This is a genomic window from Salinimicrobium soli (assembly GCF_048323655.1).
In the GTDB taxonomy this organism is placed as follows: domain Bacteria; phylum Bacteroidota; class Bacteroidia; order Flavobacteriales; family Flavobacteriaceae; genus Salinimicrobium; species Salinimicrobium soli.
Map to the genome: position 1 here is coordinate 942,536 of NZ_JBLUWW010000001.1, position 17,546 is coordinate 960,081.

At 41.3% G+C, this 17,546-nt stretch carries 20 protein-coding genes; 14 read left to right on the forward strand and 6 right to left on the reverse strand.

The annotated features are described in order from the left end of the window. Nucleotides 1-22 precede the first annotated feature (22 nt). From ACNORC_RS04270 to ACNORC_RS04335, 14 genes are all read left to right on the forward strand, one after another. Nucleotides 23-664 carry a hypothetical protein gene (locus tag ACNORC_RS04270; protein ID WP_418334354.1) on the forward strand — a complete coding sequence of 214 codons (642 nt, stop codon included), beginning with the start codon at nucleotides 23-25 and terminating at the stop codon, nucleotides 662-664. 3 nt (nucleotides 665-667) lie between these two features. Further along, entirely contained in the window at nucleotides 668-1,408 is a 741-nt protein-coding gene (locus tag ACNORC_RS04275; protein ID WP_418334355.1) for an SCO family protein, read from the forward strand. Next, entirely contained in the window at nucleotides 1,398-1,931 is a 534-nt protein-coding gene (locus tag ACNORC_RS04280) for a DUF420 domain-containing protein (protein WP_418334356.1), read from the forward strand. Before ACNORC_RS04275 ends, ACNORC_RS04280 begins: the two co-directional genes overlap by 11 nt. A gap of 4 nt (nucleotides 1,932-1,935) precedes the next feature. After that, nucleotides 1,936-2,160 (forward strand): CAMCR motif-containing small membrane protein, encoded by a 225-nt coding sequence (locus tag ACNORC_RS04285; RefSeq protein ID WP_418334357.1) that lies wholly within the window; start codon nucleotides 1,936-1,938, stop codon nucleotides 2,158-2,160. A gap of 119 nt (nucleotides 2,161-2,279) precedes the next feature. Further along, on the forward strand, nucleotides 2,280-2,981 hold the full coding sequence (locus ACNORC_RS04290) for an ABC transporter ATP-binding protein (RefSeq protein ID WP_418334358.1): 702 nt from the start codon (nucleotides 2,280-2,282) through the stop codon (nucleotides 2,979-2,981). Further along, a complete protein-coding gene (locus tag ACNORC_RS04295) occupies nucleotides 2,974-4,218 on the forward strand; it encodes an ABC transporter permease (protein WP_418334359.1) in 1,245 nt (414 codons plus the stop codon). The genes ACNORC_RS04290 and ACNORC_RS04295 overlap by 8 nt, the downstream gene beginning before the upstream one ends. Nucleotide 4,219: 1 nt before the next feature. Then, nucleotides 4,220-5,485, forward strand: coding sequence for an ABC transporter permease (locus ACNORC_RS04300; RefSeq protein ID WP_418334360.1), 1,266 nt, complete (start codon nucleotides 4,220-4,222; stop codon nucleotides 5,483-5,485). Between the two features lie 27 nt (nucleotides 5,486-5,512). Next, nucleotides 5,513-6,628, forward strand: coding sequence for an efflux RND transporter periplasmic adaptor subunit (locus tag ACNORC_RS04305; RefSeq protein WP_418334361.1), 1,116 nt, complete (start codon nucleotides 5,513-5,515; stop codon nucleotides 6,626-6,628). Nucleotides 6,629-6,692: 64 nt separating this feature from the next. After that, complete coding sequence (locus ACNORC_RS04310) at nucleotides 6,693-8,129, forward strand: TolC family protein (protein ID WP_418334362.1); 1,437 nt, start codon at nucleotides 6,693-6,695, stop codon at nucleotides 8,127-8,129. Nucleotides 8,130-8,132: 3 nt separating this feature from the next. After that, nucleotides 8,133-9,416, forward strand: coding sequence for an efflux RND transporter periplasmic adaptor subunit (locus ACNORC_RS04315; protein WP_418334363.1), 1,284 nt, complete (start codon nucleotides 8,133-8,135; stop codon nucleotides 9,414-9,416). A gap of 2 nt (nucleotides 9,417-9,418) precedes the next feature. After that, the gene (tsaB, locus tag ACNORC_RS04320) at nucleotides 9,419-10,078 is read left to right on the forward strand and encodes a tRNA (adenosine(37)-N6)-threonylcarbamoyltransferase complex dimerization subunit type 1 TsaB (RefSeq protein ID WP_418334364.1); all 660 of its coding nucleotides are present in this window, start codon (nucleotides 9,419-9,421) and stop codon (nucleotides 10,076-10,078) included. Nucleotides 10,079-10,341: 263 nt separating this feature from the next. Further along, the gene (locus tag ACNORC_RS04325) at nucleotides 10,342-11,124 is read left to right on the forward strand and encodes a DUF6090 family protein (protein WP_418334365.1); all 783 of its coding nucleotides are present in this window, start codon (nucleotides 10,342-10,344) and stop codon (nucleotides 11,122-11,124) included. Nucleotides 11,125-11,283: 159 nt separating this feature from the next. Further along, the gene (locus tag ACNORC_RS04330) at nucleotides 11,284-11,946 is read left to right on the forward strand and encodes a hypothetical protein (RefSeq protein WP_418334366.1); all 663 of its coding nucleotides are present in this window, start codon (nucleotides 11,284-11,286) and stop codon (nucleotides 11,944-11,946) included. A gap of 229 nt (nucleotides 11,947-12,175) precedes the next feature. Next, nucleotides 12,176-12,856 carry a DUF6090 family protein gene (locus tag ACNORC_RS04335; protein WP_418334367.1) on the forward strand — a complete coding sequence of 227 codons (681 nt, stop codon included), beginning with the start codon at nucleotides 12,176-12,178 and terminating at the stop codon, nucleotides 12,854-12,856. An 83-nt stretch (nucleotides 12,857-12,939) separates the two neighbouring features. Here the strand turns inward: ACNORC_RS04335 and ACNORC_RS04340 are convergent, their stop codons facing one another. The 6 genes from ACNORC_RS04340 to ACNORC_RS04365 form a co-directional block, all read right to left on the reverse strand. After that, nucleotides 12,940-13,791, reverse strand: coding sequence for a mechanosensitive ion channel family protein (locus ACNORC_RS04340; protein WP_418334368.1), 852 nt, complete (start codon nucleotides 13,789-13,791; stop codon nucleotides 12,940-12,942). Between the two features lie 151 nt (nucleotides 13,792-13,942). Beyond that, nucleotides 13,943-14,146 (reverse strand): dodecin family protein, encoded by a 204-nt coding sequence (locus ACNORC_RS04345; protein ID WP_418334369.1) that lies wholly within the window; start codon nucleotides 14,144-14,146, stop codon nucleotides 13,943-13,945. Between the two features lie 170 nt (nucleotides 14,147-14,316). After that, a complete protein-coding gene (locus tag ACNORC_RS04350) occupies nucleotides 14,317-15,225 on the reverse strand; it encodes a NifU family protein (RefSeq protein WP_418334370.1) in 909 nt (302 codons plus the stop codon). 77 nt (nucleotides 15,226-15,302) lie between these two features. After that, on the reverse strand, nucleotides 15,303-16,091 hold the full coding sequence (gene murI, locus ACNORC_RS04355) for a glutamate racemase (RefSeq protein ID WP_418334371.1): 789 nt from the start codon (nucleotides 16,089-16,091) through the stop codon (nucleotides 15,303-15,305). A 65-nt stretch (nucleotides 16,092-16,156) separates the two neighbouring features. Continuing rightward, nucleotides 16,157-16,666, reverse strand: coding sequence for an OmpH/Skp family outer membrane protein (locus ACNORC_RS04360; protein WP_418334372.1), 510 nt, complete (start codon nucleotides 16,664-16,666; stop codon nucleotides 16,157-16,159). 55 nt (nucleotides 16,667-16,721) lie between these two features. Further along, nucleotides 16,722-17,528 carry an OmpH/Skp family outer membrane protein gene (locus tag ACNORC_RS04365; RefSeq protein WP_418334373.1) on the reverse strand — a complete coding sequence of 269 codons (807 nt, stop codon included), beginning with the start codon at nucleotides 17,526-17,528 and terminating at the stop codon, nucleotides 16,722-16,724. Between the last annotated feature and the right edge of the window lie 18 nt (nucleotides 17,529-17,546).

Genomic DNA, 17,546 nt, shown 5'->3' on the forward strand with positions numbered 1-17,546 from the left:
GCCCAATTCCTTCGGAGGAAAAATGAAAAAATTCTTTGTAATATTTGTCTTGTTTGCACTCCCCCTGGTAGCATATCTTTTCTTTGCTTCGGGAGTCAACAACTTCGCCCGTCTACCTGTTCTTAATTCTGAAGTCTATCCGTTGGAGAATTTCCGCGGAACAACAGGTGAAAATGTCACTTTTGAAGGGAATATAACTATTCTGGGTTTTGCCGGCGAACAGCCCTATGACTATCTTGTTAATGCCTATCACCTGGCAGAGAAGATCTATAATCCGTATCACGAGTTTAATGACTTTCAGCTGGTGGTAGTGCTGCCCGAAAGTGGGGAAGAGCAAATTTCACAGTTAAAAACCGAACTGGCTGAAATAATGGACCTCAAAAAATGGAAATTTGTGGTCGGGTCTGAAGAGGATGTAAAGAAACTCTTTAGCAGTCTTGGTGCGAATTTTGAGCTGGATGATAAGCTCTTCACACCTAATGTCTTTATAGTTGACAAAGATGGAAAATTGCGTGGCCGGGAAGAAGATGAGGATGGAAATCCCCTTTTTGGATATGATACAGGGTCTATTGCTGTGCTCAACAATAAAATGACAGATGATGTTAAAGTGATCCTTGCTGAATACAGGCTGGAACTAAAGAAGTATAACCGGAACAGGAAATAGTCGATGAAGAATTATTCTTACATAGGAGTAGCGCTCATTATTGTGATTTTTGGAATCCTGGTTATTCCTGAGATCATTGACAGGGTAAATGAAAAAGAGGTGGTGAGTTCCAACCGGTCAGATACAAGAGATGAACGTGCCGCTGCTGCTGAAGAGCTGGCATATATCGAAATAGATGGTGAAGCTAAAAAAGTTCCTGCCTTTGAGTTTGTAAACCAGGAAGGTGATACCATTTCTAATGAGACCTATAAGGGGAAAGTGTATGTGGTTGAATTCTTTTTTTCAACCTGTCCCAGTATTTGCCCTATTATGAAAGAAAATCTACTCGAGGTGCAGGAGGAATTTAAGAATGAAAATGACCTTGGGATCGCTTCCTTTAGTATTGATGCAACGTATGATACTCCTGCAGTTTTGAAAAAATATGCGGCAACTAATGGGATATCACATCCTAACTGGCACCTGATGACGGGAGACGGTGAGAAGATTTTTGAGCTGGCTAACCAGGGATTTAATATTTACGCAGGAGAGGATTCTACTGTACCCGGTGGTTTTGCTCACTCAGGTTATTTTGCGCTTATTGATCGGGAAGGTTTTTTAAGGTCGCGTAAAGATCAATATGGGAATCCTATCATTTATTATCGCGGCTCCGTAGAAAAGGATGCTGTGCCGCAGCCCGGGGAGGAGACTCCGCAAACCGAAGAACTGATTCAGGATATTAAAAATCTTTTGAAAGATGGAATATAGAAAGTCCGATAAATATATGGTTCCTGCCATTTTGGGTGTTTCCATATTGGTCCCTGTGCTGGTATTGATCTTAATGTATCTGCCTACGCGCTACAATTTTCTGGGTGTGGAACTTGCGAACTTCCCGCTGTTCCATGCTATCCTGAATTTTTTCACTGCCCTTTTCCTCATCGCCGGATTTTATTTTATGCGTGTCAAGGAGCTGCTTTGGCATCGCAATGCTATGATCTCGGCCTTTTTCCTTTCGACGGTTTTTCTCATTAGTTATGTGATCTCCAAGATAAGCAATGAACCTGTGCCTTTTGGTGGTGAAGGAATGGTAAGGTACATCTACTTTTTTGTTTTGATCACACACATCATGCTTTCAGCGATCATAGTTCCGTTGGTATTGTTTACCATGTATCGGGGTCTTACGGGGCAGATTGAAAAGCACAGAAAAATAGCCCGATATACTTTTCCAATCTGGTTATACGTTGCTATAACAGGAGTTTTGGTATACGTGTTTATGACTCCTTATTATTAGACTTATGAAAAGGAAGATCCTTATACTGCTCATTCTTCTTTTAATGCTGACTTTTGATGCGGAAGCTCAGTGCGCTATGTGTCGCGCGGTGCTCGAAAGTGAAGCCTCCCAATCTGCCGCAAAGGGAATAAATGACGGGATCATGTATTTAATGATCTTTCCTTACCTGTTGATGGCGGGTGTGGGTTATATGATCTGGCGGTCACGAAAAAAAAGCCGCACAGAATAGTCCAATGAGACTTCTGAAAATCCCTCCTTTTTCAGAATTTTTCCGGTCTCTATGTAACATTTAGGCTTTTTGCAAGTCTAATGGGTGAGCATCGATAGCTAAATTAAGATTTACAGCGTATGATAGAGATCAAGGATTTGCACAAATCTTATAAAACAGGAAGTTCGGCCTTACATGTCCTTAAAGGAATTAATTTCAATGTGGCTGAAGGGGAACTCGTGTCCATAATGGGATCCTCAGGTTCGGGAAAATCCACATTACTGAACATTCTGGGGATGCTGGACGAGGCTGATGCAGGTACGTACACTCTTGACGGGGTGCCCATTAAAAATCTGAACGAAAAGATAGCTGCACGCTACCGTAATAAATTTTTGGGTTTCATTTTTCAATCCTTTAATCTCATTGCCTATAAATCTGCGCTGGATAATGTGGCACTTCCGCTTTATTATCAGGGTATGAAAAGGAAGGAGCGAATGGACAGGGCTATGGCTTATCTTGAAAAAGTGGGACTTGGTCCCTGGGCTTCCCACCATCCGAATGAACTTTCGGGAGGGCAGAAACAAAGGGTTGCCATCGCACGGGCACTGGCCAGTGACCCAAAAGTACTCCTGGCCGATGAGCCTACGGGAGCACTTGATTCCAAGACCTCTTATGAGGTGATGGATCTTATTCAAAAGATAAACGAAGAAGGACGAACCATTCTTATTGTTACGCACGAGGCTGATATTGCCCAAATGACCAAGCGTATTGTGAACCTGAAGGATGGGATCATCATTGACGATAGAAAAGTAGAGCAAGTAAAAGCACTGCAAAATGTTTAACCTCGAACGTTGGGAAGAGATCTTTGAAACCATTCGCAAGAATAAATTGCGTACGTTTCTTACAGGGCTTTCAGTAGCCTCGGGGATCTTTATTCTGGTGGTCTTACTGGGGATTGGGGAGGGCATGAGAAATGGGATCTCCAGAGAATTCCAACAGGACGCGGCCAACCAGATCTTTGTGTGGACAGGTACTACTTCTGTGGAATACAAGGGCCTGAACCCGGGGCGAAGGATCCAACTCAAAAATGAGGATTTTAACCAAACTTCCCGGAGACATATTGATGAACTGGAATACAGATCCTCTGTTTACCGCATCTGGAATGCCGTGGTAAACTACGGAAAAGAATCTGGGGCTTACAGTGTAGAAGGGGTGTGGCCAGATTATCAGTTCCTCGAGAATAGCAGCATGGTAGAAGGTCGTTATTTGAATTTTAAGGATCTGGAAAACTATGAAAAGGTAGCGGTCATTGGAAACAAGGTCAAAAATGACCTTTTTAAAGGAGGTGATCCAATTGGAAAATACCTGCAGGTCTCTAACATCAATTTTAAAGTCATTGGTGTTTTTACCGATCCCGGTGGGGAAAGGGAAGAATCCAGAGTATATGTTCCCATAACCACGGCTCAAAGGGTCTTTAATGGTCAGAACAATGTCAATAATATGTCGTTCACCCTTCCGCAGGAAGGCAGCTTTGATAAAGCCCTGGCAGCGTCCAATAACTTTACTGCCAAATTAGAGCAGAATCTTAAAGAAAGACATACCGTAGCTCCTGAAGACACCAGAGCTATCAACATCAACAATTCACTGGAAAATGCCAAAAGGTTCTATGACCTTATGGACATGATCAAATTCTTTTTCTGGGGCGTGGGTATCTGTACCATTATCGCCGGTATTGTTGGCGTAAGTAACATCATGCTCATTATTGTCAAGGAAAGAACCCGGGAGATAGGAGTGAGAAAAGCACTTGGAGCAGAACCTTTATCGATAGTGGGAATGGTGCTGCATGAATCTATTTTTGTGACAGCTATTGCCGGATTTGTAGGTTTGATCACCAGCCTGGCACTCCTGGAATTTGTGGGGCCGCTAATAGAAACGCAGTACATCGCTAATCCAGCTGTGAATTTCAAAGTAGCAGTCTCCACAGTGATCATTTTAGTGGTTGCGGGTGCCCTGGCCGGATTTTTTCCAGCCTGGCGTGCGGCGAGGATCAAGCCTATTGTAGCATTAAGAGACGAATAAGATGTTCAGCAAAGATAATTGGGACGAAATATTAGAAGCTTTAAGCGCCAACTGGTTCAGGACGCTGCTCACAGCCTTTGGGGTGCTTTGGGGTATTTTCATCCTGGTCATCCTGCTTGCTGCAGGTAAAGGTCTCGAGAATGGAGTGAAACAAGGCTTCAGTGGAATGGCGACCAACTCTATGTTCATGTGGACGCAGGTCACCTCCAAGCCTTATAAAGGCCTTCCGAAGGGAAGGCGATACAGCTTTAAAGTCGATGACGTTACTGCAATAAAAGACAATGTTCCGAATCTACGATTTGTTTCTCCCCGAAACCAGTTAGGAGGATTCCGTGGTACCAACAATGTGGTGCGTGGACTCAACACCGGGGCCTATAACGTCTACGGAGATTATCCCGAGATCATCCAGCAGCAGCCAATGGACATTACTACCGGAAGGTTCCTCAATTATTCCGATATACAGGATAAAAGGAAAGTTGCGATCATAGGAGAAGGAGTGATCAGCGGATTGTACGAGAAAGGGGAGGAAGTACTCGGATCTTATATCAAGATCAGCGGAGTGAACTTTATGGTGGTTGGTACATACAAGAAAAAAGGAAATAACAATGGTAACGTGGAAGAAGCACAAAAGGAGATCTATGTTCCTTTTACAGCATTTTCACAAGCCTTCAACCGCGGAAGAGACGTGGGCTGGATGGCTATAACCGCTCAGGACGGGTCCTCGATCACCGAATTGAAGAACCAGATCTTTGATGTAATTAAAAGCAGGCATTCTATTCATCCTGAAGATGAACGGGCGATAGGGAATTTTGACCTTTATGAAGAATTCAGCAAGATCAACGGGTTGTTCGTCGCTTTAAAAGGAGTGGCCTACTTTGTTGGCGTTCTGGTATTACTTTCAGGAATTATTGGGATTAGTAATATTATGTTGATCGTAGTAAAAGAAAGAACTAATGAAATTGGAGTCCGCAGGGCTTTGGGAGCAACACCGTGGGCTATTAGAGGTCAAATACTTACTGAAGCCGTTTTCCTTACCATAGTTTCGGGAATGGCCGGTATAGCTTTCGCTACAGCAGTGATCGCAGGGATCAATTTCGCTTTGGATGGAGTGGATACTTCAGAAATGATGTTCCTTAACCCGAGTGTCGATCTTGGGGTGATCATGACCGCTCTCGCCATACTTGTTATATCAGGATTGATGGCCGGAATGATACCCGCACAAAACGCAATAAAAGTTAAGCCAGTAGATGCTTTAAGAACCGAATAATAAAACAAAGTCAAATTAACAGATAGAATGAAAAGAGTTGTCACCATTTTAATTTTAGTCTTCATTGCCGTTGCTTTCGCAGGAGCTTTGTACTACTTGTATTCAAAGAATCAGGAGGACCCTATTGTTTACGAGACTGAACAGGCCTCTACCCAGGATATTGTAAAGAAAACAGTAGCTACCGGCAACATAGTTCCAAAAGAGGAGGTTCTAATCAAGCCGAACATTTCGGGAATTATCGATGAGATCTATATAGAGGCCGGGGAGCGGGTAAAAGCAGGGGATCCTATTGCAAAGATAAGGGTGATCCCAAATGTATCTTCATTACAAAGTGCAAAGGATGCTGTTGCCACTGCTAAAATAAACCTCGATAATGAGAAGAAAAATTATGAGCGCCAAAAAGCCCTTTTTGAGAAGGGAGTTATTTCGGCCAATGAATTTCAGAATGCCGATGTAGCTTATAAACGTGCAGAGCAGAATTACAAATCTGCGCAACAAAACTACGAGATCGTAAGAACCGGAACCACCAGTGGATTGGGAAGTGCAGCCAATACCCTTATTCGTTCTACGGTTGAAGGTATGGTGCTTGATGTTCCCGTGAAGGTTGGGAACCAGGTGATCGAAAGTAACAACTTCAACGATGGTACCACTATCGCTGTTTTGGCAGATGTCAATGAAATGATCTTCGAAGGAAAAGTGGATGAAAGTGAAGTTGGCAAGATCAGGGAAGACCTGCCGTTGGAAGTTACTGTTGGAGCGATCGAAAACAAGACTTTTGATGCCGTGCTGGATTATATCGCTCCAAAAGGAGTAGAGGACAACGGGGCCATTCAGTTCAATATCAAGGGGACCCTTAACAAAGCAGATACTACCTTCATAAGAGCAGGATTAAGTGCAAACGCATCTATTATTCTGGCCCGTGCGGATGAAGTATTGGCCATCAAGGAAGCACTTGTGCAATTTGATCCAAAGACCCAGGAGCCGTATGTTGAAGTAGAAACAGGAGATCAGCAGTTTGAGCGCAGGAATATTGACTTGGGAGTTAGTGACGGGATATATGTAGAGGTGAAGAATGGTCTTTCTAAAGATGACAGGATCAAAGTGTGGAATCAGCTAAAACCTGCAGGATTTACTGCAAACTAGATTTCAGGGCTGGTCTTGTAACATCAGCCGTTTAAATAAGACTTATCTATTACAACTACCAATTATGAGAAAAATTTTATTGTCTGTATTTTTCCTTTCCTTCGGAATAATTACAAACGCCCAGAATGATAAATGGACCCTTCAGGAGTGTATCGAGTATGCCCTGGAACAGAATATTTCGGTCCAACAATCGGCTTTGGATGTGGAACTTGCCGAGACGCAGATCTCAGACGCGATCGGGAATTTTCTTCCTAATATAAATGCTTCCGCATCAAATTCCTGGAATACCGGTCTTACTCAGAATGTCACTACAGGGATCCTTCAAACCCAAACCACCCGTAACTTTTCCGCAGGGGTAACCGGAAGCCTCACTTTATTTGACGGTTTACGAAATTTTAAGCAGTTGCAACTTGCAAAAATGAACAGGCTGGCCAGTGAGTATTCTCTTGAACAAATGAAAGACGATATTTCGCTTTTTGTGGCGAATTCCTATTTACAGGTGCTTTTCAATAAAGAGAATTATAAAGTTATAGCTGCCCAGCACGAGATCACGCTTCAACAGCTGGAAAGAGTGCAGGAACTGGTCGATGCTGGTTCTGTACCTAAGGGAGACCTCCTGGAGATAAAAGCTACTGCGGCCAATGAGGAACAACGAATGATCGTGGCCGAAAACCAGATCAAGATCTCATTAGTGGCCCTTGCCCAGATCCTGCAGATAAAAGATTATGAGACCTTTGATATTGTTGACAGGGATTATGATGTCTTTGGAAGTGAGATCATGGATATTCCTGTTTCTGAAGTTATCGATGCTGCCGAAGAAGAACGTTACGAGGTAAAGGTTGCTGAGATGAACGAGGAGATGGCCAAGAAACAGCAGGAGATCGCAAAAGGAGCCTATTATCCTACTTTAGGTGCTTTCATTAACTATAATACAAGGGAATCTGGCGCGGGAAGAATAGTCGCCGGTGGTCTTGATCCTGACGAGCCGTACAGGCAGATAGGTTTTGTAGAAGAAACACAGCAAGCAGTTGTTGCCCCTAATATGTCTACTGAAATTGGAAATCCGCTGCCATTTTTCGAACAGCTGGAACTCAATGACGGTATCTCGTACGGAGTGCAGTTGAATATTCCTATTTTAAATGGTTTTTCTACCCGCAATGCAGTAAAGAGAAGCGAAATAGATGTTCGCCGTTCTCAATATCAGCTGGAGCAGACAAAACTTGACCTGGAAGCGAATGTTTACCAGGCCTATACAGATGCCAAAGGCGCACTTAAAGCCTATGAAGCTGCCTTACTTGCCCTGGAAGCTCAATTACTTGCCTACGATTATGCAACGGAACGATATGATGTGGGGATGACAAATGCCCTTGATTTTAGTCAGGCGAAATTTAATTTGGAGAACGCCCAAAGTGAAGTAGTGAGGACCAAATTTGATTACATCTTTAAACTGAAGGTGCTGGAACTTTATTTTGGAGTGCCAATTACTGAACTAAAATTTTAAAAAATGAAGAAAAAAACGCTTTACATAGTAATTGCCGTTGTTGTAATATTGATTGTTGTCCTTATCATCGGGAAAAAAGCCGAATGGTTTGGGAAATCCGGTAACTTCAAGGAAGTTGAAATAACGCAGGTTGAAAAGATAGATATAGTAGAGACGGTTTCAGCTACCGGAAAGATACAACCCGAGGTAGAGGTGAAGCTCTCTTCGGAAGTTTCAGGAGAGATCATTGAATTGCCTATAGTGGAAGGCCAACAGGTAAAAAAAGGGGATCTTTTGGCGCGTGTGAATCCGGAGATCTACGTTTCCAGTTTGGAGCGTTCCCGCGCCGGACTGCAAAATATCCGTGCCGGTTTAGCTCAGTCTGAAGCCAGCCTTAAGGAAGCTGAACAAAATCACGAACGTAACAAAAGACTGTTCGAAAAAGGGATCATATCCAAAGCAGAATGGGACAGGATCGTTTCAGCTTATGAAGTGGCTAAAGCCGCCCGTCAATCAGCATTTTACAATGTAAAGAGTGCCGAGGCCAGTGTGAATGAGGCTATGGAGAACCTGGGAAGAACCAGGATCTATGCGCCAATGTCTGGTACCATCTCTTCGCTGGATGCAGAATTGGGAGAGAGAGTTGTGGGAACGCAGCAAATGGCCGGTACCGAGATCCTTAGAGTGGCAGATCTTCGCGATATGGAGGTTGTGGTCGATGTGAATGAAAATGACATTGTAAAGATATCTATTGGAGATTCTACCATTGTTGAGGTTGATGCTTATTTGAAACAGGAATTCAAAGGGGTGGTTACTGAGATCTCTAACTCTGCAAACTCTGCACTAACAGCAGACCAGGTGACCAATTTCAAAGTAAAAGTGCGGATCCTTGAGGATTCCTATAAACACCTCCTTAAAGGGAAACCTGAGAATTATTCCCCTTTCCGCCCCGGAATGACAGCCACGGTAGAGATCATTACCAACAGGAAAGATGATGTGATCGCGGTACCCATTAGTGCTATTGTAGTGAGAAGTGATACTACCAGTACCAAAGAAATAAAGAAAGAAACAGTGACACCCGGAGATAAGAAGTTTGAGACCGTTTTTGTGAAAAAAGGGGAAGAAGCCAAACTTCGGGTTGTAAAGTCGGGAATACAGGATGATGCTAACATCGAGATCACCTCGGGACTCGAGGTAGGCGAAGAAGTGATCACCGGCCCGTACAATACCGTTACCAAATCTCTGAAACCGGGAGATAAGGTAGAGGTGAAGAGCAAAGAAGAACTGGAAGCTAAAGAAGAGGAATAGATTTGAGCTTGATATTGTGTATAGAGACGGCCACAACCAATTGTTCTGTGGCTTTGGGGAAGAATGGAGAGGTCCTGGCCTTAAAAGAGGATTACAGCAGTAATTATTCACATGCCGAGCGGTTGCATCTTTTTATTGAGGAGATCCTAAAGGAAAACGGGCTCACTCCAAAAGATCTTACGGCTGTGGCTGTAAGCAAAGGCCCCGGCTCTTATACGGGTCTTCGCATTGGGGTGTCAGCGGCCAAGGGATTGTGCTTTACTCTGGACCTTCCGCTTATTTCTGTACCCACGCTCTCTTCGCTTGCGAGACAGGTAGAAGATGAGAAGGCAGGTTATATTATCCCACTTTTGGATGCCAGGAGGATGGAAGTCTACACGGCAGGTTTTTCTGCCGAGAAGCAGATCTTTGATACCCGCGCTGAAATTCTCACAGCAGAATCATTTAAAGAGTACCTCGATAAAGGAAAAGTTTCCTTTATAGGAAACGGGGTTGAAAAGTTTAAGGCTGTCTGTGAGCATGAGAATGCAGTCTTTGTGGAAGGTAAATTACCTTCAGCAGCTCAAATGGCTTCACTTGCTGAAGAGAAGTTCCAAAAGGGTCTTTTTGAGGATGTAGCTTATTTTGAGCCATACTACCTGAAGGACTTTCAGGCGGGATAAATAAGTAGAATATATTGAATTGAAAAGCTGAAGGTGTTTGCCTTCAGCTTTTTAATTTTTATAGGTGTCAAAAATGGCATTTTTGACTACTTTTAAATAGACAACTTAACCGACAAATAGTCGTTCCCCAAATCCGCCACTTGCGTTAACCGGGCACATTGTTCTTCATTATTTCAACAAGCGATACTCTAATGAACATTAATCTTTCGGGTTAGCCTAATTGATTAATTATTATATATTTAGAGAAATCAACCAAGTCTCTAATGATAAATTTATTTAGAAAAATTAGACAAGAAAACCTGATTAAAAATAAATTCAGTAAGTATCTAATTTATGCTATTGGAGAAATAGTTCTTGTGGTTATCGGGATTCTTCTAGCCCTCCAAATTAATAGTTGGAACCAACAGCGAGTTGAAGATGAAAAAGAAATTGCACTTCTTACATCCTTAAAAAGTGAATTCCAACATAACTTAAGCACTTTAAATGAATCCATAGAGATTAATAGGAAAGTTACCGAATCATGCTTACAATTGACTCAACTCATAAGAGCAGATTCCATAACTAAAGTTCCCGATCTTGTCGACGAGTTATTGCTAAATATTGGTGGCATTAGTTCATTTGACGCAAGAACAGGAATTTCCAGCGAAATAGTTAATTCAGGAAAATTAAATATTCTTAAAAATAAAGACCTACGTGAGCGTCTTGGTAATTGGTTGACTTTAATTGGAGATTCTCAAGAGGACCTACTTTTCCGTTCAGATAATTACACAATGAATTTGATGCCTTTCTTAATACAACGATTTCCTCTGGCAAATGGAGAGCTTACTAAAAAATTAGAGCATGATAAAAAAAACTATTTGGAAACATATAAAGTTAAGTCACCTTTTAAATCCAATTTATCCCAAAAAGATTTAATGGAATTTGAGAACCAAGTCTGGCATCATAAACACAATCACGATTATGTCGTTATTAACGAATTGAATATTCAAGACTTTATCTTATCAACTATTGAAATACTTGAAGAAGAATTAAGGGAAAAAGGATAAAGTAAATAATATCCAAATAGTAAATAGAAATAACGAAAGCAAAAAAGTGCTAAACGAGCAAATTGCGGGAGACCTTCCAAAAATGGCATTTTTGACTACCTTTAAAAACAACCGGGACCAACAATTCCGCTGGGAGCAATTTCCACAATGAAAGATTAGATGACAAAATCAATTATACTGACCTTCGCCCTGTTTCTGAGTTTTAACCTGTGTAATGCTCAAAAGAATATACCAGCCGATCTTGTTCCAAAAGGGTATGTATTATTCAAGGAATATAGTGGCGACTTAAATAATGATAACAGAAAGGATTATGTATTAATAATTAAAAATACAAAGGAAGAGGAAATAGTTGAAAACAGGTTTGGAGATGTGGTTGATCGAAATAGAAGAGGAATTATAGTAATCCTCAACAGAGAAGGTGAATTTGAAAAAGTAGTTGAAAATAACGATTGCTTCTTATCAGAAAATGAAGATGGCGGGGTTTATATGCCACCGGAATTATGGATTAATATTGAGGATAATAAAATGAAAATTCATTACGGTCACGGCCGATATGGATATTGGGAATATATTTTTAAATACCTGGAATCCGACTTTAAACTAATTGGGTTTGAATCCAGTGAAAACCAGGGGCCAAAAGTACTTTATCGGACAAGAATAGACTTCATAAAAAAAGAGAAAACGCTTTCTGAAAATATGACCAGAGATACCGAATCTGAAGAAGAAATATTTGAGGCAATATCATATGACATACAAATAGACGATTTAATTAAATTATCTGAGATTAAAGATTTTCAAAATCTTGATATGTCAAAATACTAGATTGCAAACAGGTCACAGCAGATCTTAACCCAAATTACCGATACCTTCAAAAAATGTCATTTTTGACTGCCATTAAATCCAACAAGTAAACGGGAAATCCGTCTTTCTGCCCCAGAAATTCACTGGTTTTATTGCCGCAACCCCTTGTACTTCATTATTTTGTTGAAATAATTTCATAAAGCCATATCTTTAGAGAAACCCGGCTCTAATGATAACCTTCTTTAGAAGAATGAGACACAGTTTACTTTCAGAAGAAAAAACCATAAGGTATCTTAAATATGCTCTTGGAGAAATTGTGCTGGTGGTAATTGGAATTTTGATTGCTCTTCAAATCAATAACTGGAACGAAAGAAGGATTCATTACGAAAAAGAAAAGGAATTTATTACCAGCGTAAAAAATGATCTAAAACAGGATCGGGCTTTTATTCATTCTACAATAGAAATAATAGAGCCCAAAATAGAGGCTTATAATACTTTGAACAAAGACCTGTTCGATCTTTACCGGAATGACAGAAGATCATTAGATTCTATCTTTAAAATTTATTTCTCCACAAACAGAACATTTTATCCGATACTGGGCTCCTATCAGTCAGCTGTATCAGGTAATCAACTCACCAATTTCCGAAATAAAGAGTTATCTCAACAATTGATCAAGTTATACAATTCCACGTATGACCGGTTAATAGATAACGGCCAAATTCTGGACGAAAGGTGGTCTTTTATAAGTAAAAAGTACAGTCACGAAAGAAGGACGGGGTCCTTTCGCGATATGGATCCAGCACAGCTATCTGAATTCCTTGATGACCTGTTTCATCATTATGTTCAATTGGAGTGGTATACGACTCAATTAAAATTAGCCGCAGCCGAAATAGATAAGATAATTGCAGAAAATAAAGAGTCCGCACATTAAAGCAAGCACAACATCTGATAACTGATCAAAAAAAAGCTGAAGGGAACTCCTTCAGCTTTTGATTCATATGGGTTTCAAAAATGCTATTTTTCGATAGCTTTCTCTGATGAGCTATGGTTGAAGAAATGTACATCGCGTTGAGGGAACGGAATTGAAATTCCGGCTGATTCAAGGCGCGTCTTGGCTTCTTCTATGGTATACCAGTGTCTTTCCCAGAAAACCTCGTTAGGAGCCCAGAATCGAACTGAGAGGTTCACCGAACTGTCGGCCAGCTCGGTCACTACCACGGCCGGAGCAGGATCGGCTAATATATCCTCCTGTTCCCGCAATAATTCCATCAGGACTTCCTTAGCTACTTTTATATTGCTGTCATATGAAATACCAATAGTAATGGCATCCCTCCGGATATTCTCTCCGGAATAGTTGACAATATTTGAATTAGCAAGTTCTCCATTCGGAATGACAGCCAGTTGATTTCCGAATGTATTCAGTTTAGTGTAGAACATGGAAATGTCTTTAACGCTTCCGGAGATACCATTTACTTCGATCCAGTCTCCCAGTTTAAAAGGTTTAAGTGCAATGATGAGCACTCCGCCGGCAAAATTGGCAAGGGAACCCTGTAAGGCCAGGCCTATTGCTAAACCGGCAGCACCCAGTACAGCGATGAAGGAAGTAGTTTCTATTCCTAACATACCCACTACACTCACCAGTAGCAGAATTATCAAACCCCAGTTTGCAAGGTTGACAATGAATTTTGTAAGTGCCGGATCCTGACCGCGTTTTTCAAATATTTTACGCATGTATTTCACGAGCAACTTGATAGCCCACCAGCCTAAGACCAGCCAGAGAAGTGCCCCAATAAGGTCGGGCAGGAATGTTAAAAACCTCTCCGCATATTTTTCTGTAAGATCTTTAATGTTGTTTATTTCTTCCATGTAAAATGTTTGCTGCAAAGTTGCATTTTTAGGCTTTTTTTTATGTTTATTTTATGTTAAAACTCCCGTAAATACAGAGGTTCCGCCTTAGGAACGGGTATCAAAAAAGCCCCTGTAAAGGAGCTTTCTTCAACTAATAAACAGTGCCTTCTCAGGCGCCTACTTCAAATGTTATCTTCACAATAACTCTGTAGTCCGTGATGTTATCACCATTGACATTGGCTGTCTGATCCTTTACATACACAGAACGAATATTTTTTACAGATTTTGCTGCGGTCTTTACAGCATTTTTCACAGCTTCCTCCCAACTCTGGTCAGAATTCGCCATTACTTCAATTACTTTCATTACTGCCATAATACTAAAATTTTGAGATTATTGTTTCAGTTAATTGATTGATTATCAATTTACAAAAAACAAAACCCGCTTTATGGCAAAGATTTGTTAAACCTCTTCAGAAGAGGGTATAAAAAAAGCGGGAGTCAAAAATGCCTTTTTCTCCCGCTTCTAATATTCATTCTTTAGTATTATCCGTTAATGGCCTCTACTTTTTCAACTTTTCCGTGAAGCATTTCCTTCAGCATATTCTCTATTCCGTTCTTCAGGGTAAAGGTAGAGGAAGGACATCCGCTGCAGGCACCCTGTAAAATTACCTTTACCGTCTTCTCATCTGCGTCATAAGACTCGAACATAATATTTCCTCCATCACTAGCTACAGCCGGTTTTATATACTCATCCAAGATAGCAACGATCTCTTTAGAAACATCATCCAATTGTACCTCCTGAATGTTTGAATCTGAATTATTCTTAGCGTTAGTTGTCTCCACGTGATCTTCAGACATTACCTCTTTTCCCTGTTCAAGATACTCTCGGACGAATTCCCGTAGTTCCAGTGTGATGTCATTCCATTCGGCTATATCGTATTTTGTAATAGAGATATAGTTCTCATCCAGAAAGACTTCTTTTACAAACGGAAAATGGAAGAGTGCTTTTGCCAGGGGAGCATGTTTCGCCTCGTCAATATTTTTGAACTCCGCGGTCTGCAGTACGAGTTTCCTGTTAGCCACGAACTTCATTACTGTAGGATTGGGCGTGCTTTCGGCATAGACCGTCACAGGGATCTTTTTGTTTTCTTCTTTAGAAGGGGTTACAACTGTTCCTCCCTTGTTCAGGAAGTCTTCTATTTGCTCTGCTACTTCGTGTTGTATGTCTTTCCAGTGTACGATGTTGTATTTTTCAAGAGCGACAAAGTTCTGAGCGATGTAAACGGTCTTGACGAACGGCAGGTGAAACAACTGTTGAGCAAGAGGGGAATGTTCAGCTTCCTCTATGTTGTGGAACTCAAAGCTTTCGTGCTGTGTCAAGAACTTATTCGCCTCGAATTTTACAATTGTTGGTTTAGTAGTGGGCTGTATATTTATGGTGAATTCCTTCATAATAAAATTTTTGCAAAAGTACTAAATCAAAAGCTATTAGATCGGGTATTTAGACCCATTCTTTCCTGCGGAAGGATCTAAAAATCCAGGGTTTCAATTTTAAAAGAATCGGCAATGGGGGATAAGAGTGACCTTAAAACTGAGGGAGATCCATTGGTATAGAATTCAGGCGCAGCTTCCTTTGTATTCGCAAGCAGATCCATGCTTTGGAGAACCAATCGGGTTTGTTTGGCTACAGCCATTCCCGAATCTATTATGGAAACCTCCGGCGGAAGCATCTTTTTTAAGGTGGGGATGAGGTACGGATAGTGGCTGCATCCCAGTACCAGGTGGTCAATGCCGCCTTTGATCATTGGATCCAGTAGCTCCCGTAGCATTTTTTCCACTTTAGGAGAATCTTTGCCACCCTTTTCTATTTCCTGAACAAGGCCTTTGCCCACAACCTCGATTACCTTAATATCCCTTGAATAAAGACTGGAAGTTTCAGCAAAAAGAGCGCTGGAGAGTGTTCCTTTGGTGGCCAGTATTCCAATACATTTCGTGCGGGTGTTAAGAGCGGCGGGTTTTATCGCGGGTTCAATTCCTATGAAAGGAACCCTATATGTGGAGCGCAAATGTTTAATGGCATTGGTTGTGGCGGTATTACAGGCCACTACAATGATCTTTGCACCCATATCCAGTAACTTTTCGGTGTTCTTAACACTCAGGGCTACTATTTCCTCTTTTGGTTTTTCCCCGTAAGGAGCATTTGTACTGTCGGCAAGATAGATGGTATGCTCCAGCGGTAACAGACTATGGATCTCTTTCCAAATGGAAGTACCTCCAACGCCGGAATCAAAAATACCAATAGGGCTGTGCTTGCTCATACTGTAAAAATAAAAACTGCGCATCAGGGATGCGCAGTTTTAAGTAATTTATTTTTGAGAAAGTATTAGATACCTAATTCCTTCTTTACATCTGGCATAAGATCGTATCCGTCAGCCATGATCACTCCTGTTCCGGTAGTAGAATCCAATACATAATCAAATCCTTTTGCACGGGCTACTTTTTGAATGGTAGTACGGGCTTTTTCCAATACTGGCTTTAAAAGCTCCATTTCCTTCTTTTGAAGTTCCTGCATTGCATTTTGACGGTACTCACCAATAGTTCTTTGAGTCTGCTGAAGCTCCATTGCTCTCTTTTCATTCTCCTGGTCAGTCTTGGTAGTAGCTTCACTTTCGTAACGCTTCATGGTGTTCTGTGCTTCAGTTACCATGTCTTTGATTTCAGTATCATAGGTCTTTTGAAGCTTTTCCAATTGATTCATGGCAGACTTGTAAGAAGGCATTTGCTCAATCAGGTCCTGAGTAGCGATATGTGCCACTTTAGACTGGGCATTTGCAAAAGAAGTTGCTCCTAGAATCAGGGTTACAACTATTAAAAGGGTCTTTACTTGTTTCATTTTTGAAGTATTAATTGTTGATTTAAAATTCTTGTTTAATTATCAGGATTCTTATTTAGTTTATCGTGTCTTTTTTCGCCTCCCGGGCTTTTTCAATAGAGTCTTTTTTTCTTTGACGCTCCTGCAAAATCTTTGCCTTTCTCTCTTCGTACTCGTTTTTCTTGGCAGTTCTAAGAGAATCTCTTACCCGCTGGCGTTCTTTTAAGAGGGCTTCGCGTTCTTTCTTGCGTTGCTCCTGAAGTTGTTCCCTTTCTGAAACTACTTCGTCTTCTTCAACTGTTTTAGCTTCATCCCGAAGCAACTCCCTCTTTTCCTGGCGAGTTTCAAGTTCTTCGCGATTGGAAGCTCTTGTGATGCTGCGCAACACCTGGTCACTTACATCTAAACGGTCTGCTGCGTAAAGGGTGATCACATCAGCCGACTTGTCAAAGATCAGGTCGTATTTCCTGTTCTTGGCTATTTCCTGAACCGCTACAAACACCTGGTCCTGGATTGGTTTTACCAGCTGAAGTTTCTGAATTACCAGGTCTCCATTAGGTCCAAACCTTTTTTGCTGATAATCCCTGAGTTTTTCTTCTTCAAATTTTATCTCGTCCTCGCGCTCTTCGATCAGCTCACTGGTCAAAAGTGGCTTCTCATTGGCGAGTTCCTGTTTCATGGTTTCTATTCTCTTAAGATCTGCTTCGATCTCAGATTTCCACTGCTGCACCTTTTTTTCAAGTTGTGCTGAAGCTTCCTGATATTCCGGAACATTCTCAAGAATGTATTCCATGTCTACATAACCAATCCTTACCGTTTGCTGTGCCGTAGCGGCAAAGCCGATAAGTGCAATTACAAAGCTGAAAAGAATTGATTTTTTCATAGTCTATCAGTTTATAGA